This is a genomic window from uncultured Veillonella sp. (assembly GCF_900545795.1).
Classification (GTDB): domain Bacteria; phylum Bacillota; class Negativicutes; order Veillonellales; family Veillonellaceae; genus Veillonella_A.
Genome location: NZ_URAR01000009.1, coordinates 66,891 through 90,701, shown reverse-complemented (window position 1 = coordinate 90,701; position 23,811 = coordinate 66,891). Strand labels below are relative to the sequence as shown.

General features: G+C 39.8%; 22 protein-coding genes. 3 read left to right on the top strand and 19 right to left on the bottom strand.

Annotated elements, in window-relative coordinates:
- Window positions 1–490: 490 nt before the first annotated feature.
- From QZR90_RS05840 to ruvC, 12 genes are all read right to left on the bottom strand, one after another.
- Complete coding sequence (locus QZR90_RS05840; RefSeq protein ID WP_295789781.1) at window positions 491–5,809, bottom strand: ESPR-type extended signal peptide-containing protein; 5,319 nt, start codon at window positions 5,807–5,809, stop codon at window positions 491–493.
- A gap of 627 nt (window positions 5,810–6,436) precedes the next feature.
- Complete coding sequence (locus tag QZR90_RS05835) at window positions 6,437–7,612, bottom strand: MFS transporter (protein ID WP_295789780.1); 1,176 nt, start codon at window positions 7,610–7,612, stop codon at window positions 6,437–6,439.
- A 183-nt stretch (window positions 7,613–7,795) separates the two neighbouring features.
- Window positions 7,796–8,695 (bottom strand): protein translocase subunit SecF, encoded by a 900-nt coding sequence (gene secF / locus QZR90_RS05830; protein ID WP_295789778.1) that lies wholly within the window; start codon window positions 8,693–8,695, stop codon window positions 7,796–7,798.
- On the bottom strand, window positions 8,692–9,957 hold the full coding sequence (secD, locus tag QZR90_RS05825) for a protein translocase subunit SecD (RefSeq protein WP_295789776.1): 1,266 nt from the start codon (window positions 9,955–9,957) through the stop codon (window positions 8,692–8,694). Before secD ends, secF begins: the two co-directional genes overlap by 4 nt.
- Window positions 9,958–9,987: 30 nt before the next feature.
- Window positions 9,988–10,548, bottom strand: a complete 561-nt coding sequence (locus QZR90_RS05820; protein ID WP_295789774.1) for a 5-formyltetrahydrofolate cyclo-ligase — start codon at window positions 10,546–10,548, stop codon at window positions 9,988–9,990.
- 1 nt (window position 10,549) lies between these two features.
- Window positions 10,550–10,831 carry a preprotein translocase subunit YajC gene (yajC, locus tag QZR90_RS05815; protein ID WP_295789772.1) on the bottom strand — a complete coding sequence of 94 codons (282 nt, stop codon included), beginning with the start codon at window positions 10,829–10,831 and terminating at the stop codon, window positions 10,550–10,552.
- 35 nt (window positions 10,832–10,866) lie between these two features.
- Complete coding sequence (gene tgt / locus QZR90_RS05810) at window positions 10,867–11,976, bottom strand: tRNA guanosine(34) transglycosylase Tgt (protein ID WP_295789769.1); 1,110 nt, start codon at window positions 11,974–11,976, stop codon at window positions 10,867–10,869.
- Between the two features lie 130 nt (window positions 11,977–12,106).
- On the bottom strand, window positions 12,107–13,129 hold the full coding sequence (gene queA, locus QZR90_RS05805) for a tRNA preQ1(34) S-adenosylmethionine ribosyltransferase-isomerase QueA (RefSeq protein WP_295789766.1): 1,023 nt from the start codon (window positions 13,127–13,129) through the stop codon (window positions 12,107–12,109).
- Window positions 13,130–13,407: 278 nt separating this feature from the next.
- Window positions 13,408–15,027, bottom strand: coding sequence for a SpoIID/LytB domain-containing protein (locus QZR90_RS05800; RefSeq protein ID WP_295789764.1), 1,620 nt, complete (start codon window positions 15,025–15,027; stop codon window positions 13,408–13,410).
- Window positions 15,028–15,117: 90 nt separating this feature from the next.
- A complete protein-coding gene (gene ruvB, locus QZR90_RS05795; RefSeq protein ID WP_295789762.1) occupies window positions 15,118–16,122 on the bottom strand; it encodes a Holliday junction branch migration DNA helicase RuvB in 1,005 nt (334 codons plus the stop codon).
- A 2-nt stretch (window positions 16,123–16,124) separates the two neighbouring features.
- Window positions 16,125–16,739, bottom strand: a complete 615-nt coding sequence (gene ruvA / locus QZR90_RS05790) for a Holliday junction branch migration protein RuvA (protein ID WP_295789760.1) — start codon at window positions 16,737–16,739, stop codon at window positions 16,125–16,127.
- A 146-nt stretch (window positions 16,740–16,885) separates the two neighbouring features.
- Window positions 16,886–17,386, bottom strand: a complete 501-nt coding sequence (gene ruvC, locus QZR90_RS05785) for a crossover junction endodeoxyribonuclease RuvC (protein ID WP_295789758.1) — start codon at window positions 17,384–17,386, stop codon at window positions 16,886–16,888.
- Between the two features lie 421 nt (window positions 17,387–17,807).
- Between ruvC and QZR90_RS05780 the strand changes: the two genes are divergently transcribed.
- The 3 genes from QZR90_RS05780 to QZR90_RS05770 are packed head-to-tail and all read left to right on the top strand — an operon-like array spanning window position 17,808 to window position 19,049.
- Window positions 17,808–18,131: a PadR family transcriptional regulator gene (locus QZR90_RS05780; protein ID WP_295789756.1), complete on the top strand. Its 324-nt coding sequence runs from the start codon at window positions 17,808–17,810 to the stop codon at window positions 18,129–18,131.
- The gene (locus QZR90_RS05775) at window positions 18,124–18,735 is read left to right on the top strand and encodes a DUF1700 domain-containing protein (RefSeq protein ID WP_295789754.1); all 612 of its coding nucleotides are present in this window, start codon (window positions 18,124–18,126) and stop codon (window positions 18,733–18,735) included. Before QZR90_RS05780 ends, QZR90_RS05775 begins: the two co-directional genes overlap by 8 nt.
- Complete coding sequence (locus QZR90_RS05770; RefSeq protein WP_295789752.1) at window positions 18,732–19,049, top strand: hypothetical protein; 318 nt, start codon at window positions 18,732–18,734, stop codon at window positions 19,047–19,049. Before QZR90_RS05775 ends, QZR90_RS05770 begins: the two co-directional genes overlap by 4 nt.
- Window positions 19,050–19,264: 215 nt before the next feature.
- On the opposite strand, the gene QZR90_RS05765 is transcribed toward QZR90_RS05770, so the two are convergent.
- From QZR90_RS05765 to ffh, 7 genes are all read right to left on the bottom strand, one after another.
- Window positions 19,265–20,002, bottom strand: coding sequence for a gamma-glutamyl-gamma-aminobutyrate hydrolase family protein (locus tag QZR90_RS05765; RefSeq protein ID WP_295789750.1), 738 nt, complete (start codon window positions 20,000–20,002; stop codon window positions 19,265–19,267).
- Window positions 20,003–20,099: 97 nt separating this feature from the next.
- Complete coding sequence (gene trmD / locus QZR90_RS05760) at window positions 20,100–20,912, bottom strand: tRNA (guanosine(37)-N1)-methyltransferase TrmD (RefSeq protein ID WP_295789785.1); 813 nt, start codon at window positions 20,910–20,912, stop codon at window positions 20,100–20,102.
- A 55-nt stretch (window positions 20,913–20,967) separates the two neighbouring features.
- Window positions 20,968–21,465 carry a ribosome maturation factor RimM gene (rimM, locus tag QZR90_RS05755; RefSeq protein ID WP_295789749.1) on the bottom strand — a complete coding sequence of 166 codons (498 nt, stop codon included), beginning with the start codon at window positions 21,463–21,465 and terminating at the stop codon, window positions 20,968–20,970.
- 11 nt (window positions 21,466–21,476) lie between these two features.
- On the bottom strand, window positions 21,477–21,884 hold the full coding sequence (locus QZR90_RS05750; RefSeq protein ID WP_295789746.1) for a YlqD family protein: 408 nt from the start codon (window positions 21,882–21,884) through the stop codon (window positions 21,477–21,479).
- 14 nt (window positions 21,885–21,898) lie between these two features.
- Window positions 21,899–22,126 carry a KH domain-containing protein gene (locus QZR90_RS05745; protein ID WP_295789744.1) on the bottom strand — a complete coding sequence of 76 codons (228 nt, stop codon included), beginning with the start codon at window positions 22,124–22,126 and terminating at the stop codon, window positions 21,899–21,901.
- Between the two features lie 21 nt (window positions 22,127–22,147).
- Window positions 22,148–22,411: a 30S ribosomal protein S16 gene (rpsP, locus tag QZR90_RS05740; protein WP_162098956.1), complete on the bottom strand. Its 264-nt coding sequence runs from the start codon at window positions 22,409–22,411 to the stop codon at window positions 22,148–22,150.
- A 37-nt stretch (window positions 22,412–22,448) separates the two neighbouring features.
- A complete protein-coding gene (ffh, locus tag QZR90_RS05735) occupies window positions 22,449–23,810 on the bottom strand; it encodes a signal recognition particle protein (protein WP_295789741.1) in 1,362 nt (453 codons plus the stop codon).
- Between the last annotated feature and the right edge of the window lies 1 nt (window position 23,811).

Here is a 23,811-nt window from a genome sequence, read left to right as displayed (position 1 = left end):
GTATTATTTTTTGTATTATTTTTTGTATTATTTTTTGTATTATTTTTTGTATTATTTTTTGTATTATTTTTTGTATTATTTTTTGTATTATTTTTTGTATTATTTTTTGTATTATGTTTTGTATTATGTTTTGTATTATGTTTAAAATTATGTTTTATATGATGTTTTCTATTATCTCCTCTTTATATTACCTTCCTTCTTTATAATTGATCCTTTCGTTTTTATTATTTTTGCCCTTATATTATTTTTCTCTTATATTAGCTTGTTTCTCCTCTATATTATTAATTTCCCTCTTTTACTAGTTTCTCTCTTATAGTAATTTCGTTTAGGTTATTTATTCTCTATGTACTAATTATTCTGTTTTATTTATTCTCTATTTTACCCTATATTTATATCTTCTTTAATTCCCATTTTATTTAAAATGTCTTCATTAATACAGAAGACCCCACAAAGGATGTCTCCTCTGTGGGGCTTTTCTTACAGACAACTATTATTTATCTTTTTTTATTTTTGCACCATACATATCGCGATAATCACCGGTTTCTTCATTGTCTTTATTATTTGTACGAAGACGTTCGATTTTATAACGATCATTATCTTCACCAGCGACGCGATCAACACGGCTGTGGTCAAGACCTTCTAAACGTGCAATTTCTGGACCAAATTCATCGATAGCTCTTGCCATGCCTGCATCGATTTCTGCACCATTCTTAAGCGCACGATATACAACAGCAGCAAACTCATAGCGAGTAAGTGTACGGTCACCTTTAAATTCACCATCAGGATATCCAATAGTAAGACCTTTTTTAGCGATTGTATCAACATACTCATAAGCCCAATGATTCTTAGGTACATCTGGGAATTCACGTTCAGAAATATCTGGATAACCAGACGCCAATCCTTGTCCACCGCGACGAAGTTGTTCATTTTCAACAACTAATTGTTGAACAACACGTTTAAGCGTTTCTACATCTTTTGCTAATGCTACGCGAGATGTAGATACACCATTAGTTTGACCAAAGCGAATACTTAAGCCTGCATTAATCATATTTTCGCCACTACCAACAGTGCCACCTACACTGAAACGTGTATCTTCATTTGGTTGATAGTATGCACCAACTGCTACAGCATCGGCATTCTTATAATTACCATAACCTACAGCAAAGTTCCATTTATCATCTGGATTGAAATCCAATGGACTTAATGCAGCCAATGCAGCCGCACCAGCACCGACTTTATTCACACGGTTACCTAATTTATTGATACCGCGATCAAGTTGACCTTTAGTTACTACATCACTTGGACTAATACCGTCACCTACATTACTAATAGGATTGCCACCCATATCAATGCCAGCATCGGTGATGCTAATACCGTCTTTGCCATCTTTACCGTCTTTTCCATCTTTACCAGTAATAGTTAAGCCATCTTTACCATTAATCGTGATACCTTCATTTGTAATGACAGTACCATCTTTGCCGTCTTTGCCATTGATTGTAATACCTTCATTAGTAATAACAGTGCCGTCTTTACCATCTTTACCTTTAATTGTTAAGCCATCATTATTAATAGTTGTATTACCAGTAGTTACGGAATCTAAGCCAGTTAAGTTTTTAGAAAGTTGTACAGTTAATTTACCATTCACACCATCTTGACTAGCTACGATACCAATATTAGGAGCATCCGCTAATTTAGACGCATCAGTTTGGCCACCTACAAGGTTAACAGTTTTGTTAAGTTTAACAGCTGCTTTACCTGCATCACCAGTATATACCATACCATCATCAAGGGTTGCTACTTCTCGGCCATCAACTTCTAAGCGAGAAATACCGTCTTCACCATCGACCCCTGGCTGGCCTTGTACACCTTTAATCGTGATAGTTTCGCCTGGCTTACCATCAGCACCTTTAGGACCTGTTAAACCAATGGAACCATCGTTGCCATTAAGCACAACGGAAGCTCCGTCTTTACCGGTAGCACCTACGCTGCCATCTCGGCCATCTTGACCTGCTTTACCAGACATTACATTATCGCCAACACTAATAACGATTTTGTTGTCTTTTACAGCTGTAGTAATGCCACTATCATCACCAACAATTTCTAACGTATCACCTAAGTTGCGATGAACTTCACCCTCTTCGGTTTTAAAGTTCATACCTTTGTTAATGATTTCATTTGCATTACTGCTAACTTTGGCATCTACAATACGATTCACATCGCCAATATTAGCACCATTAGTCGCTACATCACCACCGCTTTTTACATTGGTAAGTTGCGTATTACCTGCATTAATGCCACCTTCAGTAATGGAAATGCCACCAACTGTAACGGTATCAGCAGTTACAGTAGACGCTGCTACTGCCTTGGTAGTAATGCCGTCAGCATTAATTGTAGTACCCGCTACAGCTACTTGCGTACCATCAATTTTTGTAGTGCCAATAGTAAGGGATCCGTCTTTAGTTAAGTCTAATGCATTACTGATGGATACTTCATAGGTAGTTTTCGTATCTGTTACAGTTGATTCTACTACAACATTATTGCCTTTAGCCTTAACCTCTATCGCTGATTTTGCTAAGCTAGCTACTTCGCTTTTATCAGCTTTATTTTCAACAGCGTCAATAGCGTTCTTTGCACTGTCTGTTAAGGATACTGCATAATCAGTAGTCCCATTAACAGCTGTTCCTGGCACAACTTTTACGTATTTATCGCCTGTAGCTGCAGAAACAGTTGTGTTTAAGCCATTAATAACATATTGATTACCATTAGCAGTTGTTGGTCCATCAATAGTAATATTATTACCTGGCGAAATATTTGGCTTTGCCTCAGCTAATTTTTCTTTTAATTGCTTATAGTTAACTGCATCAGTATCCGCTGTACCCGCTAACACATTAGTAATTTTTTTATTACCTGCATTAATACCATCCACAGTAATTGATGGGCCACCATTTAGAATTGTTAATCCATTAGTAGCAATCGAATTAGGATTGATTACTGTAGTTCCAACAGTTAATTTTCCATCACCACCAAGATTAATCTCTTTGGCCAATTTCACTTCTAAACCATCAACCCCTGCAACTACACCAATATTATTCTCTGTTAAATCCGCCTCAGTCGTATTGCCACCATATACTTTAATTTGCTCACCCAATTTTTTAGTGATAGGCGTGCCAAGGTCACCTTCAAAGGTAATCCCTTTAGTGTTAACTACTGTAGCTGTTGAGTTAGCTGTTGAAGTAACCGTTTTAATATCGTCCTGATTTTGAACAACTTGATCTGCTACCGCATATAATTGAGAGCCATTGATTGCATCTGTGGATGTAGCAGATACTTCGCCTGGCGCTACATTAATAATTTGGCGCTCAGTTACCTCACTACTACCGCCAACAGACACGACACTCTTAGCCGTACCGGCATAAGTACCAAATGTTTTATCTACATTACCTTTAGTAATTGTTGTATTACTTACTTGTGTAGCTTCTTTATTTGTAAAAGAGTAATTCCCTAGAGCTACAGCTTGCTCTACATTTACATTAGAGCCATAACCCAAGGCTGTTCCATATTCCTTTTGAACAGATGCTACACCACCAAGAGCTATACTATGACTACTGCCAACTACGGTACTATTACCAATTGCTATAGCATAAGAAGCACCATCGGTGACTTTAGACTCAGCACCTAATGCAATATCCACTTGTGCATTATCTCCAATGCTAGCTGATTGACCAATAGCCATAGAAAGAATTGAGTTAATACCAATTTTTGAAACGTCATCAGTTTGTGCGTGACCACCTATTACGATAGTCTGTTCAGATGAAGTTTCAGCATTACTCCCAATAGCGATAGAATCAGTGCCCACAGCTGTTGTGGAATTACCAATGGCAATAGAGGAAAATCCTGAAACGCTTGTGCTCGGACCAATAGCAATAGAATTCATTGAATTTTTATTAACAGCCGAATCAGTCCCTAATGCAAGACCACCTTCAGACATAACAGATGCTTGATTACCAAAAGCTTGTGCCCTGTCTGCTGTCACATTAGCATAATCACCAATGGCAATGCTACTATTCCCTAATACAGAAGAGCTCATTCCAATTGAATTTGAGTAGTTACCTTCCACATTAGCATTTGACCCTACAGCGAAAGAGTCCATGCCTTCCACCGCGCCGCCAATAGTGTAGGCCCGGGCCCCAGTTACATCTCCATGAACAGCAAAGTTAGATTCCCCAACTTCATAATTCTTTTCTGCATCTTCTACTAAATTGCCTTCTTCATCAAATTCATATTTAAACTCATTATATCTTTTATTAATGGTACCCATAAGGGCTACACCACCATTAGATATAGCTCCTTTACCAATAGCTACATCTTGATTTCCTCTAGTTTCTGCATGAGTACCAATCGCAATAGAATCATCAAATACTGTTTTAGCACTTACCCCCATTGCAATAGAACCAGCACCACCAGATGTTGTGCTTTCATATATTGAAACTGCAGTAGAACCAGTTATAGTTGCAAATTCACCACTGTAATCATAATCATATTCAATTTTCTCACCTAAGTCTGCAACCCCAATAGCAATAGAGTTCTCACCTCGAGCATAGCTACGTGTACCGATTGCTACAGAACCTTTGCCCCAACTATTGGACTCGCGCCCCATACTAATCCCTTCAGCATCTTCAACTTTAGCCTCATGTCCTATAACAATGGAACTCTTAGCGTTCGGACGAGCTACAGAGCCCGCCCCTATAGCAATAGAGCTTTCTCCCTCAGCTTCAGTAATATACTCCATAGCTGTACTACCCTGATTATCAATTCTAATTTTCGGCGCACCAATAGCAATTGAACTCGTACCTGTGGCATGTGCAACAGCACCTAATGCTGTAGCCCCCATAGCTGTAGCATCGGCGGACCAACCTATAGCCGTAGTAGCATATTTAGTTGCTCTTGTACTCTCCCCAACAGCCACAGCATAACGACCATCAACAATCGAGCGAGCCCCAATAGCCACACCATCTTCTTCAAGAGTTCTCGCCCCAGCACCGATAGAAATTCCACCTTTTGCAATAGTAGACGCCCCATATCCCATTGCAATAGCATTCTCAGCTTTTGCTATTGTTGAAACTGCGCCATCTAGATTTGATCTATCGTCTGCTGGTTCCGATCCACCAATAGCAATTGCATGGCGACCCGACGCTCGCGATACAGCCCCTATGGCAATAGCCGAGTCAGCAGATGCCTCGGACCAAATTCCTAGTGCTGTAGCAAACTGTCCCTTAGCTTTTGCTTCTTGTCCAACAGCCATACTTCGAGGACCACTAGCTTCCGACTCAGACCCTATAGAAATACCCCAGTTCCCAGTACCCTGAGCCTTATAGCCAAGAGCTATAGCACGAAGCATAGTAGTAGTTGCTTCTTTACCAATAGCAATCGACTCTTGTGAAACATGATTTTCTGCTAAAGGCTCTGCCTTGGCTGATGTTCCTATTGCTATACTATCTGCACCATTTGATACACTTCCCTCTCCTATAGCTATAGCCTGATGCCCCTCTGCAACAGCATGGGTTGCCGCAGTCGTATTAGAAATAGCCATCCCCAAAGCATTCTCTACAATCACTGCTTCAGCATTTACAGATTGTATGCCCAGCGCAGTAGTTGCCATCGCAGTTAAAACTGCCGCGGTTAACACACTACCTTTTAATCCGCTCATACAACTTGTTGTAGTACTTTTAGTATGACTCTTCGCTAGCTCAGATGCTACCACATAACAATTCTTTGTACGACTCCAAATGATTTTGTAGATTTTGTTCACAACACTCTTCCTTTCTAATCGTGACTACTTCTATGCCAATACTGCTACACTTTTAGTCACATGCTTAACCAACATCACACAACAAACAAATTACAGGAGGATCTAAGTAAACTTTTTCGCCCTCATGTAAAACTGGCCAATATAAATGAATAGCTATTTGGTATACATTTATTCATAAAAAATTCCCTATATTTCGATATATTTATATATAAGAGTCCTCACTATTCTCCATATTAGGCACATAAAAAACAGATAATCGGCAAATCCACTAATTATAGTCAGTATATACTCAAAATAATTAATTTATATTAATAAACTTTTTATTTCAAATACTAAACTACATATATATCTTTTGTCCTTTTATTTGCTCTTTTATTATCCTTTTCTTCATTATATTATCATAATTAGAGAACTCAAACAACTACACTATCATCTCAATTTTGCATACATAAAAATATTTAATGAAAATAAAATTAGCCGTATTTATAACCGTGTAATAAAACACCTTATAAATACGGCAATTATAATTAAAGTAAATCTAAATATATCAATATATAAAAAATAATTGAATAGTTATATTACATGTAATATTGTAAATTAAATGTGATTATTTCAATTTTATGTACACTACAGTATCCTCCTAATGTACATGTGATATATTACAAACCCCAACAGAGCAATCCCTGCATCTAGTAAATACATAGCACGGAAGCCCACATAGCCTATAATTAAACTCAAAATAGCAGAGCCTAGACCGACGCCAATATCTAAAGATAAAAAGTACGTCGCATTGGCAGCTCCAGCTCGTTCTGGTCTCGCTGCTTGTACACCTAAGGTTTGAAAGGCTGGACTAATGGCTCCATACCCCAACCCAATAATGGGTGCGGAAAGGATAACCCACCATGCATTAGCAGCAAAGCTTAATACGACAATCCCTAAAATGTAAATAATAAAACCTGGGTAAATCAATCGATTCGGCCCTAATTGATCAAAAGCTCTCCCTACCCAAGGACGAGTGACCACAATTGTAATAGCAAATACTACAAAGAAAAAGCTAGCCATCAACCCTTGTCCCATTTCATTTAGCATAATGGGAATAAACACTAAGACTCCAGAGTAACTAAAACTCAAAAATACCCCCATAATAGCCCAAGGCAAGGTAGCTTTCTCTAAAAATCTACTTACATTCCATTTTTTAGTCTTATTTTTCACAGGCAATGCAATCGTATCATCCAATCGTTTTCGATTCGCTGCATAAAAACTAATGAAGGAACCTAAAATTAAAAATCCAAAGAAGGCTTCATTTTCCCATACGGATAAAATGGTCAATCCCAAAAAAGGACCTACTACCATGGCAATATTGACAAATACGGAAAAATAACCAATCCCTTCACCCTTCCGCGCTTTAGGTAATACGAGTACCGCAACCGCAGCCACAGCAGTTGTGCCAATAGCAAATACCATGCCATGGAAAAAGCGCAATAAAAATATGAGGTTTAAGGACGTGGTAAAGTAAAAGGCAATCATAATAAGTAAAAATACTAGAGTCGATGTAAAAAGTACACGACGCTTATTTAAAGCATCAATTAATTCACCAGCAAACGGTCTACACAAAATAGTCCCTATTTGAAAGTATGTCATAGCCAGGCCAGCCTCAAACGCAGTGCCACCATAGGATAAAGTAATAATCAATGGCAATCCAGCGATTAATACATATTGACTCATATAAAATAAACAACTACTAAGCCCTGCCCCTATAAACTCAGGCGTCCATATGCGATTATTTTCTTTTATCGTGTTCATATAACCTTCCTCTCTAACTCACCAACAAAGCGATTTTTAATATAATTTACAATATAGTTTCCCTCCGACTTATACTTTACAATACAGACAACTAAAATAAAACACAGTGATTTCTCTTGCTTTGGTCATAATACGAAAGACCGCCACAAATAATCACTGTGTTTATTAATTTAACTCTATAAGCTAAGCGCGAGATGCATTGCGCAGATCTTTTTTATTGCGACTTTTCCAAATCGCCCAAATGGAGGTAGCCACACAAATCGCAGAATACGCACCACTAATAAAGCCTACAATCATACAAAGCGCAAAGTTTTTAGTTGTATCTCCACCGAAAAAGTAAAGAGAACAGCAAGCAAACATAACAGTAAGCAAGGTGTACATACTACGGTGAATACTTTGCTCAATACTTGCATTAGCAAGGTCAGCAAATGTGTCTGTACGCTTATGTGTATGTGTGTTTTCACGAATTCGGTCAAAAATAACTACGGACTCATTCATGGAGTAACCTACTACGGTTAGAATCGCCGCCAAGAAGGAGGAGTCAATCTCTAACTGGAAGAAGGAGAATACACCAAGTACGATGAACAAGTCATGGAAAATCGCAGCCAATGAAGAAAGGGCAATTTTATATTCAAAGCGATAGGAAATATAAAGCGCCAAGGCTACAAAGGCAACTGCCAAGTTAATTAACGCATGTTGTGTTACTTCTGAGCCAATAACAGCCCCTACAGATTCCACACGTTTTACTTCATTAGGGCCTACATTCTTAGAAAGACTATCTACAATAGCACGGCTTTCATTAGCATCCAAATTACGAGTACGAATGATAATATCACTTTCCGCACTAGCTTGGTCTTGATTAGACTCTTGGATGATGGCATTTTCTAAACCAAATTGTTTTAAATCTTCACGTACTTGTGATACATCTACATGTTGAGCGAAGCGAACTTCTACAATTGTACCACCAGTAAAATCGATACCAAAGTTAAAGCCCTTAGTCAACATGGAGGCTAAACTCGCAATAACGAGTATGGAAGAAATGATAAACCACCAGCGATGGTGCTTAATTACGTCAAAACTCATTTCTTAGTCCCTCCCTTCTTAAAGAGGTCCATTGTTGCGCTTGGAGAAATATTCGCACCATACCAGAATGGATGATTTGTAATGTTACATTGAATGAGCAAATGAAGCAAGGAGCGGCTCATTGTAATAGCTGTAAACATACTTACTATAACGCCTAGAGCCAGTGTAATGGCGAAGCCTTTTACTGGACCAGAACCTAATAAAATCAAAACAATCGCCGTAATCATAACGGATGTATTAGCGTCTAAAATCGTACCAAAAGCACGACGGAAACCTGATTCCATGGACATGCGGAGCGTTTTACCTTCAAACACTTCTTCTTTAAAACGTTCGAAAATAAGGATATTCGCATCCACCGCTACCCCCATAGACAGGATAATCCCCGCAATCCCCGGCAATGTCAAAGTAGCATTGAGTACCAACGGGCCGAGCACGACGAGCAAAATCATAACATAGACAAGCAATGCCATGGTAGCAACAAAGCCAGATAGACGATATAAGATTAACATGAAAGCGACGATGAGGCCAACCCCTACAGCAAAGGCTGTAACAGATTTATCCTTGGAATCTTGTCCAAGTGTTGGACCTACTGTACGAACTTCCATAACTTTAACTTTTACTGGAAGCGCACCTGAACGCAATAATACAGCTAAATTCTTAGCTTCATCTAAGTTTCTGCTCCCTGTAATAACCGCTTTACCACCAGTAATCGCTTGGTTAACGATAGGATTTGTCAATTGTTCGCCATCAAGATAAATCCCGATATGACGACCAATATTAGCACCTGTTAATTGAGCAAATTTCTCTGCCCCTTCATCAGTAAATTCAAGCGCTACTTCAGCTTGTTTATTTTGAACAAGTTGTTCTTTAGCATCTTTTAAGTCGTTACCAGTTAAATGCACAACGCCTGCTTCATCGCGAAATTCCATAACCGCCGTTTTACCGATGGTCTTAATCGCTTCATCAGGGTCTTTTACACCTGGTAATTCAATGATAATACGTTTCTTGCCCTCTCGTTGAATGAGTGGCTCAGTAAGCCCCATTTCATTAATACGACGGCTCAAAATCTGGATAACACGGTCCACCGCATCGTCGGTTACCTTATTATCGCCACTATCTTCGGCTTCAAGTACAATATGTGTACCACCTTGTAAATCGAGGCCTTGTTTAATTGATTCTGCCAGAGGTCCAATAAAATAAACGAAGACCCCAATTATAATTGCAATGGCAGCAAGAAACTTGGCAACTGCCTTACTATTCAAAGGTTATTCCCCCTTTTTAAACCCTATGGTTTAAAACATCTTAATTCTACAATCGGTGACAAGTCCACCGAGTCGCTTATCATAGGACTCCATAGGCAGTAATTCCTCACTGACCTGTGTGTCCCAACCTACACCAATACATTTATGAGTCTGCACAGGCCCTAAAAATCGATCATAATAGCCTGCGCCCATACCAAGGCGACCACCTGTTTCATCAAAGGCTACGCCTGGCACGAGAATGAGATCAAGTGCAGATGCATCAATTGTGTCATATCCTGCTTTAGGAATTCGAATGTTGAGTACACCTCGATCTATATCATCTAAAGAAGTCAGCTTAGCAGCAATCATATGAGTTTTATCTACGCACACTGGCACATATACAGTTTTACCTGAAGCCAGCGCCGACTCTATTAGTGCATCTAAGTTCGCCTCTTTAGGCATGGCTAAATACGCCATAATAGACCGGGCATTTTTATAAATCTGGAGACTTTTTATATGCTCCACTAATGCTTGTGCACGAACTTCACAATCTTCAGCCAACATAGCTTGACGCCTTGCTTTAAAAGCAAGGCGTAAGGTTGATTTATCCATATTACTTGTCATCTTTGCCTAATACAGTCGCAATGCTAGTACGAGCAAATTTCATTTCAACTTTTTCAGCTACTTGAAGCATTACATAGTCTTCATGTAATTCGTTGATTGTGCCGTAAATGCCACCAATTGTAACGATTTTTTGACCACGTTTCAAATTGTTAAGCAATTCATTTCTAGCTTTCTGTTGTTTCTTTTGAGGACGGTACAAAAGAAAATAGAAAATAACAACCATTAATAGAATCGGCCAACCTGCTTGAAATAATTGTGATACATCACCCATTCGTATTCACCTCCAAAAAATATATCTTTCAGCACCTATTTACCGTATTGACCCCAAAATTCATCGCGGAAAGCCGGGAATCGATCGTCTAAAATTGCTTGACGCATGCGGCGCATGAAATCCAATAAAAAGTACAAATTATGATAAGATACAAGGCGGAATGCTAAAATTTCTTCAGCCTTATATAAATGACGAATATACGCCCGTGAATAATTGCGACATGCATAACATTGGCAGCCTTCTTCAATAGGGCCCCAATCATGTGCATAGGTTGCATTTTTCAAAGTAACACGGCCTGTATGAGTCATGGCCATACCATTGCGCGCCACCCGCGTTGGGTACACACAGTCAAACATATCCACACCGCGCGCCACACCTTCTACTAAGCAGTCTGGCGTGCCAACGCCCATTAAATACCGCGCCTTATTGGTCGGCAATAATGGTGTCGTGTGTTCTAATATATCATACATAATATCATGTGGTTCACCTACAGATAAACCACCAATACTATATCCATCAAAATCCATAGCCACAAGTTCTTTAGCACTGCGGGTACGCAAATCTTTATACATACCACCTTGCACGATGCCAAACATACCTTGTGTCTTTGATGTATGGGCCTCACGGCAACGCTCTGCCCAGCGAGTTGTGCGCGCTGTTGAGCGATCAGCATAGGCGTAATCAGCAGGATATGGAATGCATTCATCAAATGCCATCGCAATATCCGCCCCTAGTTGTTCTTGAACCTTTGTAGCAATTTCAGGAGATAGGAACTTTTTAGACCCATCAATATGAGATCTAAAGGCTACCCCTTCTTCTGTAATTTTTCTAAGATCGCCTAAGCTAAATACTTGGAAGCCACCGCTATCGGTTAAAATGCCACCATCCCAATTCATAAAACGATGTAAACCACCGGCCTCTTCCACAAGCTCTGGACCTGGGCGTAAGAATAAATGATAGGTATTGCTCAAAATAATTTGAGCGCCCATCTCTTTTAACTCTTCCGGAGACATAGTTTTAACCGTAGCCTGTGTACCTACGGGCATAAACATAGGTGTTTTAAATGTTCCATGAGGGGTATGCAATAAACCAGCTCGAGCGCCTGTATGGGGGCACTCCTTTTGTAATTCATAGGTAATAACCAAGCATATCCTCCTAACTATATTAATCTATCAAGTAAACATTATAACATAAATCACTAAGCCTACCTAGATATTATAGGAACTTTATTGAAATTTTACGCAATCTGCAATCGAAAATTTACACAACTCTTAGTTAACGAATAAACATAGCATCGCCAAAACTAAAGAAACGGTATCGCTTTTCCACCGCCTCTTTATAGGCTGCTAAGCATTGTTCACGACCTGCTAAGGCGCTAATCAACATAAGTAAGGTGGATTGCGGTAAATGGAAATTAGTAATTAAAGCATCCACCGTTTTATATTCATAACCTGGGTAGATAAAAATCTGAGTCCAATCATGACCAGCCTGCACTTGCCCCTCTTTAGTAGCTGACTCCAAAGTGCGCACCGATGTAGTGCCTACTGCAATAATGCGCTTCCCTGCCGCCTTAGCAGCATTAATTAAATCAGCTGTTTCCTGAGCCACTACATAGTATTCACTGTGCATTTCATGATTTTCAATCGTGTCCACTGAAACAGGTCTAAAGGTACCAAGTCCTACATGCAAGGTCACAAAAGCTAAGGTAACGCCTTTAGCTTTTAGTTTTTCTAATAAGTCTGGCGTAAAATGAAGCCCTGCTGTAGGCGCTGCAGCAGATCCTTTTTCACGGGCATACACAGTTTGGTACCGGTCTTTATCCTCTAACTTTTCGTGTATATATGGAGGTAAAGGCATTTCACCAATGTCTTGAATAATATCATCAAATACACCATCAGCGGTAAATTGAATAATACGGCCACCAAAGCTTGTTTTATCTACTACTTCACCAGTTAAGCGATCATCAAAGACTAACTCTTGACCAATAGGGCATTTCTTGCCTGGTTTCACTAAGCATTCCCAACGGTTTTCGCCACAAGGAGTGAGTAAAAGTACTTCTACCTTGCCACCGCTGCCCTTGCGATGTCCATAAAGTCTAGCAGGAATTACCTTGGTATCATTGAACACGAGTACATCATTTTCACCTAATTCATCCATAATGTCATAGAAATGCTCTTTATGACTTACGCCCCCTGTGTGCTTATCTAATACCATGAGGCGCGAGGAATCCCTTGGCTCCACCGGATGCTGCGCAATGAGATCCTCTGGCAATTCATAATCAAAATCTGTCACTTTCATGGACTTATTACTTCCTTTCCATTCTCCATCTATACGAATCTATACAAATCCTTAACTATACATATCTTTATCTATACTAGGCCTACTTTATAAACGTTCCATAAAAATACATTGTAACGATAGTCACGAAATTCTCTTTTATAAGCACACCATTAAATCAATATATTCTATCCATAGTTACGAAACTCAAGATCATAAACACGCCTTTTAAGACTAATATATTTATCAATAGTGATGCCTGTATTGGGATTAATAACGGCTGCTAACATTCTTTAAGACTAATATATTTTATCAATAGTGATGCCTGAATAATAATGGGTTAAAATCGTCTTATAGTAATCCTTGCTATTGCCTGCTTTTTGCGCCATCGCAGCAGCGCCCCACTGAGACATACCTAAGCCATGTCCCCATCCATAGCCACGAATGTAGACTGTATCATTTGCCTTCTTAAACGTATGATAGGCCTTAGGACTTTTAAAACTATCAGCCGTAGCAGGTGGCTTCACATTAACATAAAAATCAAATAAAGTAGATTTTAGCCCTAACATCTTCATGATTGTGTCGCCACTGAGGGTTAAGCTCTTCTTTGAACCTACAAAAGTAGCATTTAATACACGGCCAGAAACACCACGATCACTGGCTTTAATTGGACGCTTACGCAAAGTACTAAGCTTGATTTCTTTTAAAGTGCCTACATCTTTGCCGGCAGCCTTTAATTTGTTTTCCAAAGCACTGCGAGTTAGATTGACTGTCCATGCTGAAGTATTACTATTATTAGAATAATCTTTAACACCCTTTAAATAGGGAACTACACTCCCCCAAACATTGACGCTATCTTCTGTAAATCCACCACCATCAGAATGAAAGAACGCTTCAATAAGCGCCCCCTTATATTTCATGACCATGCCCTTTGTCGCATCAACAGCGCGCGTCGTGCTATCATATTCACCAGCTTGGCCACTATATACTTGATGACTGGTAGTAGGCTTTACATCATAGGGCTTAGATACACTTTGATTCATATTATATAAAGCATAGGTCCGCGCCGCTACTGCTTGTGCCTTCAGCGCTTCTTGCGGCCAACTTGGCACCGCTTCAGCTGGAACTACACCATATAAATAGGACTCCAAAGATGTCTCATTAATGACTAACATAGAGCCATTAGAGGTGGGCACAATTTTTACAGCCCCACGATAAGGCTTACCATCCACTTTGACAATGGTACTCGTCTTGCCTTGCCAAGATTTTAAATATATTTCGCCCTCTACAGCCTTACCATTAATGGTAAGTTTATTCTTTTTTAGACCTACCACTACAGCTTGTCCCGTAGTCACTCGTTGAAAGGGCTTTTTGTCTTCATTATACACGCTAATTTCCCCATTGCCGGTTACAGTCAATGGAGTTGTACGGCCCCCTAATAACACACGAATATTGGGAATTTTAGTATCTTCATTAGTATTATAGGCTGGGCTATTTACAGTTTTTACATTCTTAGCCACTGTGCTATTTGACTTGGAGGCTGTACTCTTAGAGGATTCGCTCTTGGATACTGTACTATTTGACTTTGAAGCATCATTTTTGGCTTTAGCCCCTTGACTCTTTTCTTTTGAATCAGTCTTTATAGCCTCAGTTTTCGCTTTGCTGCCCTTGCTCTTATCGCTTGAATCAGCCTTAGTAGTGGCATAGTTTGATGCAGTAGTCCCTGTTTCCACATCCACCACATTGCCCATAATACGTCCTTCCTGACCTTTAGAGCTCTGCCCATCCCCTTCTTTTATAATGGGAATCACTGCGGCCTTAACTGCCGGACTATACACAGCATCTACAGCCGTTACACCTAATGTAGTAATGCCTAATAACAACATGAACGACCACGTAGACCATGTATTTCGTTTCATAATATCTCCTAATTATTTTTACTTAACCTAACTAATAGTTTGCAGTATATATAGCAATTTATTGCATATAGCTAACAGTTTATTTTGAACTTACATTTCAGGCAGCGGTATACCTAAATGTTTATACGCCAATGGTGTAGCAATTCGCCCTCGGCTAGTACGTGCTAATAGGCCTAATTGCATTAAATAAGGCTCATATAAATCTTCAATAGTTTCGCGCTCCTCACTAACTTGAGCAGCTAAGGTATCCAGCCCTACCGGACCACCTCTATAAATATCAATAATAGAACGCAATAAACGGCGGTCTGTAAGATCTAGACCTAACTGATCAATATCGAGACGTCGCAGGGCTTCATCGGCAATAGAACGCGTAATCGTGCCATCACCTTTAACCTCAGCCACATCGCGCACGCGCTTTAACAAACGGTTAGCAATACGCGGCGTCCCACGCGAGCGACGAGCAATTTCAGAAGCGCCTTCACTTTCAATAGGCATATTCAAAATTTCTGCCGAGCGCTCTACAATAACTTTTAATTCTGCTTCATTATAATATTCAAGTCGACTGACTATGCCAAAGCGATCTCGCAAAGGACCCGCTAAAGCACCGGCTTTCGTAGTGGCACCGACGAGGGTAAATTTTGGTAATTCATAGCGCATGGAGCGTGCGCTAGGACCTTTCCCTATAAGAATATCAATAGCATAGTCTTCCATTGCTGTATAGAGTACTTCTTCTACGCTGTGCGACAAGCGATGAATTTCATCAATAAAGAATACATCCCCTTCATTGAGATTGGTCAACAGCGCCGCTAAATCGCCAGGACGCTCAATGGCAGGACCAGAGGTAACCCGAAGGGCTACATCCATCTCATTAGCAATAATCGTTGCCAATGTTGTTTTGCCAAGCCCTGGTGGTCCATATAAAAGGACATGATCTAAAGCATCACCACGCTTTTTAGCTGCTTCAATAAAAATCTCTAAATTTTCTTTTGCCTTTTTTTGACCTATATATTCTTTAAAATAGCGAGGGCGCAAGCTAAGTTGCCAAGTATCTTCGTCATGCTCTTCAGTTCCTATAATGCGAACTTCTTCTTTCATACCTATTTACCCTTTCCCAATTCACTTAATACAGCGCGCAATAATTCAGACTCACCTAAAGAAGCATCATCTAATCGCTGTAAAATATCAACAAATTCAGTTTCCATATAGCCTAGAGACATTAGTGCTTCTGTTACTAAGCCGCCCACACCTGAGCGACTGAAGTCAGCTTGAGGAGCAAGACCACCTTGTTTTCCAGTAGCAATAACAGGTGCAAATTTAGCAATTTTATCTTTGAGCTCTAATACTAGGCGCTCCGCTGACTTTTTGCCAATGCCAGGTAATTTAGTCAGAGTATTTAGCTCCCCATTCATAATGGCCACTTTAATCGCATCGGCACTCATGCCAGATAACATGCCAAGCCCAACCTTAGGGCCAATGCCTGACACGGAAATCAACAAAGTAAATAAATCATACTCGTCTTGAGTAGCAAATCCATAGAGCTGCATGGCATCTTCGCGCACACTCATATAGGTAAAGAGCATAGTTTCTTCACCTTCGTGAAGGGCATCTCGCGTATTAGCCGAAATATATAGACGATACCCTACGCCATTTACATCAATAAAGCAAGAGCCATTAAAAATATGGCTTACCTTGCCACGTACATATCCAATCATGGTTACATCCTTATCTGTATTATCAATACTATATTATTATTTGCTATTTCTTTTGTATTTCTACTCTCTTTTATCTTTTCTTCTCTTCTTTATCTTTTCTTCTCTTCTTTATCTTTTCTACTTCGTTTATATATTTATTATTTCTTTTATATTTGCCATTTCTTTTTTAACTCTTCTGACTGCGAGCTATACGCTGTACAAATAGCAATCGCTAAGGCATCAGCTGTATCATCGGGCTTAATTCTTTCTCTAATCCCCAACAGCTTCATCGTCATACTAATAACCTGCTCTTTAGTAGCCCGACCATAGCCAGTCACAGCTTGCTTCACTTGTAGAGGCGTATATTCATAAATCGGTAAATCTTGTTGGCTTGCCGCCAATAAAATAACCCCTCTTGCCTGACCTACCGTAATAGCCGTCGTTACATTGCGATTAAAAAAGAGTTGCTCTACGCCAAATTTATCAGGTCGATATTCCTCTAAAATATCGCTTAAATCATTAAATAAAATCTCTAAGCGTCTCGCATCAGTATCTTGTGGCGTAGTTGTGATGGCACCATAAGCTACCGTCTTAAGGCGATTGCCTTCCACATCAATGACTCCATAGCCGCAAATAGCGCTGCCTGGATCTATGCCAATAACTCTCACAAATATACACTCCTATCTAATCTTATTTACTCAATCATTTTATTATAACACTTCCTAGGACCTTGAACCAAACAAAAGTGCGAATACTACTTTTATATTTCACAAACTCTTCATCACATAGTACCTTGCATTGTTTTATACCTTGTGATAATATGTAGTTGTCAATACAAGTTAGTTATGAGCAAATGCTTTTGAATGAGTTGTGAGTAAATTACTTTTGGATGAGCTATCAGTAAATTACTTTTGGATGAATTATGAGTAAATGACTTTATCGTTAGTTCTACAACCCTTGAATAACCAAACTGACAACAAACAACAATACAAGCAATACAATCTCCGCGCTAACAATACAGCCTCCATCTCATATTAATAAATAAAAAAACAGAGGCTAGATATATTTTTATATAATAAAGGAGTTGCCATGAAAACACAGCTAAAAAAGGGGGTTATCGAGCTCTTAGTGCTAGGGCTTTTAACCCAAAAGAATCAGTATGGCTATGAAATCGTGGATACTATTTCAGACTATGTCGAAATGTCTGAAGGGTCCATTTATCCCCTCCTCAAACGATTACAAAAAGATGCCTTAGTCGAGACCTATTGGGAGGAATCTATCAGTGGTCCACCACGCAAGTATTATCGTATTACTGACTTAGGAACTACTACATTTCACGATATGACCAAGGAATGGCAAGAGTTTTCTAGCGCAGTTAATCGTTTCCTACAAGGAGTTGACATTAATGAATAAAGAACAATATTTAGACTTACTACGCTACTACTTCCGCCAAGCTAAAACAGAAGACGTAAATGAAATTCTATCTGATTATGAAGAGCATTTTCGCAGCGGTTATGAACAAAATCTTACTGATGAAGAAATTATCAAATCCTTAGGGGATCCTAAACAAATTTATGAAGCCTATATTTCCGAAGGCATTATTACAGAGCGCCGCGGACTTTTAAAGGGCGATATAAAAGAAGATTTAAAAGATATGTTGGAGAAGGCCCAAGTGGAATTCCAATCTAATATGAAACCACAATTACCGCAATACTGGCAACAAGCTTCCAAAGCCGTGTTCTGGACAAGCGGTACAGTAGCCTACCTCGTAGCCGCTTTATGCTGGTTCGTAACGCTTATTATTACCTATTTATTATCGATTCAGTGGCAACCATTTGTTGATGTAGCTCCGCTGCCACCAATTTCTATGGTTACCATCGTCTCCCTCTTCCTCTCAGGACTAGGTGCTGGACTCACTTGCCTATTCATAGGTAAAGAATGCTTTAAACACTATAAACAAAAAACAAACCAATTCAACCAACAATCTGGACAAAATAACAAGGGGGCTACAGCATGAAACGCATTTTAATTACCGTGTTAATCACCCTATTTTGCTTTGGCATTGGCGCCACCTCTTTCGTAGTAAACGATTTATCTAGCTATGTAAAGTGGTACCAAAATGAACTACAGCCTAATATGGAAAAAAATAAAAAAGACAAGGCTCAACAAAAGCGACAAAAAGAAGAAGAAAAACATTGGGAACGTACAAAGCATAATCAAGATAATCTAAATCATCAAAATACACCGCAACAAGCTAATGTACCTAATAATGAACACTCCAATGCGCCTAGTGCTGCTCAATCCAATACGCCTAGCACAATATCCAATTAATAAACTGGTGCTGTAATACAATACGATTAGCAATATATTGCTTATATAATAGTATGAGTTAATGAGCTTAGTAATATAGAGACGTCTATAACACGCTAAGCTAGCAAGCTCACGACTACACAATTGAATATAAAATAAAAAGAACCTAGATTCTTTAGATAGTATTCTAAAAGAATCTAGGTTCACTTTATTTTCTTATCATTTGCTATGTTCAACTACATACATTCTTCAACTTTATCTAAAAAGGCTTCAAATAATCGAAGCATCTCTGGATATTCACGCCACATATTTTCAGGATGCCACTGCACCCCCACAATGGTGGCATCATCATTTTCAATGCCCTCTACTACACCATCAGCACTAAGAGCGGTAACACGCAAGCCTTCACCTAGCTCGCGAACAGCTTGATGATGACGAGAGTTAACTAAGGTTTGAGGGCCAAAGACCATTTCCAAAAAGCTTTGCTTTTCAAAGGTTACAGAGTGCGTTGGATCGCCACCAAAGGCCTTTTGTGAATGCTTGATGCTCAGCTTCTTATATTGAGCCCTTAAGTCTTGATACACAGTGCCACCTAAGGCAACATTAATCATCTGTGCCCCTTTGCAAAGACCTAATACAGGTTTATGCTTAGCCTGCGCCTCTAGGATAAGAGCTTTTTCAAATATATCGCGCTTAAAATTCACATAGCCTAGTTGAGGAATTGGTTCTTCACCAAATAAAAGAGGGTCAATATCAGGACCACCAGGAATTATAAAACCATCGCACATGGCAACCAATTCTTCACAGGTTTCATCTGGCTCTAATACATCTGGCAAAATGAGGGGAATCGCTCCTAAATGATGAATTACTTCTACTACATCTCGAGGCGCAAAAGGTGCTCTCACTTCATTAATTATATCCGTTGCATTGTGCAAGGTATCCGCTGTAATGCCAATTCGCAATCGTCTAGACATGAAATTCCCTCCTTTTTATTAATCATTTACATTCAATATTTACTTAGACTATTTATTTTTACTATTTACTTCCACTATTCTACTTTTCGATTTTATTTCATTCGCAATCTTTGTTGCTACCATCTTCAGTAGTAGAGTCTTCGTGGCTAGGCCAAAGTCCAGCTTTTTTCAAAGTCTTAATAGCCTTAGCTTCCTCACTTGTTAATTCGCGGTCCAATAAATCAGGACGTAAGCGTTCAGTTCGTAGTAAGGACTGCTGTAAGCGCCATTCCGCAATATTCTTATGGTGACCACTGCGCAATACGTCTGGCACTTCCCAACCTCGAAATTCTGGTGGCTTCGTATATTGAGGCCCTTCTAAAATAGGTCGATAGAAAGAATCTTCCACCGCCCCTGCAGCAGCACCTAATACACCTGGTATCATGCGAGCCACTGCATCAGCAACCACCATAGCAGGCAGCTCACCGCCCGTTAATACATAGTCACCAATGGAAATAGTCTCATCAATAAGATGTTCTTCTACGCGATAATCAACACCTTCATAATGACCACAAATCAAGACTAATTGGTCATAGGTCGCCAGTTCGCGCGCCTTTTCTTGCGTAAAGGTAGTCCCTGCGGGGCCTAAAAAAATAACCCGTTTTCGCGGCTCTACAGCATGTTCTGTGCCTTTGCTTTCATTAGCCAATACATGCTCTACAGCCTCAAAAATGGGCGGTGCCATCATCAGCATACCCGCCCCACCACCATAAGGCGTGTCATCTACTTGATTGTGCTTATTATGCGCAAAATCACGTGGATTTGTCACTGTCATGGCGAGGCGCTGTGCTGCAATAGCGCGTTTTATAATGCTATGATCAAAAAAAGCAGCGAAAAACTCAGGGAATAAAGAAATGATGTCAATTTTCATAGTATCGTCATTACCTTTCTTATACACTCAATCTTACGCTGCTAGCCTACTTCTACTAAATCCACTCTGGTGGATTGGCAATGATTTTGCCGCCTGGAACATCAATCTCTAAGATTACATCATCCAGTACAGGTAGTAATAAATCAGGTGTCCCATCTTTTTGTACTACATATACATCATTGGCCCCTGGTTGAAGTACGTCAGATACTTTGCCCAGTTCATTTCCTTCTGTATCAAACACAGTAAGGCCTACAATATCAAAAATATAGTATCGGCCTTCAGGAAGTTCTACCAACTCATCGCGGCTCACCTTAATCTCTTTGCGGCCCATTAATTCAGCTGCATTGCGATCAGGTAACTCTTTAAAAGTAGCTAATATAAATTGTTTGTGATAACGAGCGGAAGTAATATGGTATACCTTACCATCAATGTAGCAGTCCTCCATCGTTAAGAACCGATCAGGAAAATCGGTAGTCGGCATTATACGAAGATCACCCCGCACGCCGTGCGGGGCAACGATAACACCTATAGTAATCAGTTCATCCTGATTCATGTGTTTAATTATTAGTTGCGGAACGCTACGATCTTGCCATCTTCAAGCAAGATTTCGCTGCCCATTAAGGAATCAAAGTCGTCGCCAACTTTTACCGTAACGGAGCGTTCAAAAGTACCCTGATTAATTTCAGAGCCTAATTCAAGATTTTCTACATCCTTTAATTTGGCTGCTACGTCCGCCTTAATGGATAAGCGTTGATTCTTGTTTTCTTCGATTTGCTGACGAAGTTGAATAATACCTTGCAAGTCAAGCTTAGCTTGTTCGCTTTCCAAACGTTTAGCTTGGAACTCAAGTTGTTGCAAGTCTTGTTCCACTAAGTCGAGACGATGCTGTAAGTCAGCAGTAAGCTTTACTTTTAGATCTTCGGTCACTTTAGACTTAATAGTCACAGGGACGCGAATCGTCATTTCTTCCATGTGTACCTCACCTTTTAGACAATCTCAACAGATATCTTTTTGTTTTCTTTGATAGCTGCCGCTTTGGCAACAGCTCGGATTGCTTTAGCAATTCTGCCCTGCTTTCCAATAACCTTGCCCATGTCTTCCGGAGCTACATGTACTTCATAAATTTCCACGTCGCCCTTTACGGTCATGGTAACAGAAACGGCTTCAGGCTGCTTAACCAATGACTTTGCAATTAATGTAATTAATTCTTTCATCACAGTATGCCTCTCTATGAATTACTTCTTAGCGTCAGCAAATTTCTGCATAACACCGTGCTGTTTGAAAAGGGAGCGAACAGTGTCAGTTGGCTGTGCACCATTACCCAACCAAGCTAAAGCTTTTTCTTCATCAATATTGATAACAGCGGGGGACTTAGTTGCGTCGTATTGGCCGATAGTGTCTACTGGACGACCTTCACGAGGAGCACGAGAGTCAGCTACAACGATACGATAGAAAGGAGCTTTTTTAGCACCCAAACGAGTTAAACGAATTTTCAACATGTATAACTTCACCTCCTTATATTAATCTCTATATAGATCAACCGCCGAAAGGTAATTTTGGCATCATTTTAGATAAAAGTCCGCCCTTACCACCGCGCATGGATCCCATTTTCTTCATCATTTTTTGAGCTTCTTCAAACTGCTTAATGAGACGGTTTACGTCTTGCACGCGAGTTCCAGACCCCATGGCAATACGCTTACGTCTTGAGCCATTAAGAAGTTTTGTATTAGCTCGTTCTGCCATCGTCATGGATTTAATAATAGCTTCCATGCGACGTACTTCTTTACTATCTAAATCAATATCCTTTAATTTATCTTTTACCTGGCCCATACCTGGAAGTAAACCAAGGATATTTTGGAAATTACCTAATTTTTTAATTTGCTGCATCTGTGCTAAGAAATCATCCAAAGTGAATTGATTCTTACGCATTTTGTCAGCTAATGCTTTCGCCTCTTCTTCATCAATTAAATCCTTAGCCCCTTCAATCAAAGTTTCTAAGTCACCTAAGTCAAGAATACGAGACGCCATACGATCTGGATGGAATACAGCCAGGCCATCCATCTTTTCGCTAGTACCAACAAACTTAATTGGCTTGCCAGTAATCGATTTAATGGATAGAGCGGCACCGCCCTTAGCATCACCATCAAGCTTAGTCATAACGATGCCATCAAGACCGAGTTGCTCATCAAAGGTCTTAGCAGTAGTCACCGCATCCTGACCAATCATAGCATCTACAACTAAAAGAATCTCATGAGGTCTTACAGATTGTTTAATATTCACAAGTTCATTCATCAATTCTTCGTCAATTGCTAAACGACCAGCCGTATCGATGATCACTACGTCTTTTAACATAGAGCTACTAGCGGCAATAGCCTCCTTAGCAATCTCTACAGGATTTGCACCAGGCTCTTCCTTAGCAAATACAGGAATATCGATTTGCTTACCCACTACTTGCAATTGCTTAATCGCTGCTGGACGATACACGTCCGCTGCCACTAACATAGGATGTTTACCTTGTTTGCGCAAATGCACTGCCAGTTTACCAGCTGTAGTTGTTTTACCTGCACCTTGTAAACCCACAAGCATAATAACTGTTGGTGGCCGTGGGGAAATCATAATCCGCGCTTCTGTACCACCAAGAAGATCTGTTAACTCGTCTTTGACGATTTTAACAACTGTTTGTACTGGGTTTAAGGAACCGAATACTTCTTCACCAAGGGCTTTTTCCTTGATGCGCTTGATGAAATCTTTTACTACCACTAAACTTACGTCAGCTTCTAGTAATGCAATACGCACTTGACGCAGCGCCAGATTTACATCTTCTTCAGTAACCTTCCCCTTACCTTTTAAGGACTTAAAGGCTTCTTGCAAACGATCTCTTAAATTATCAAAAGCCATC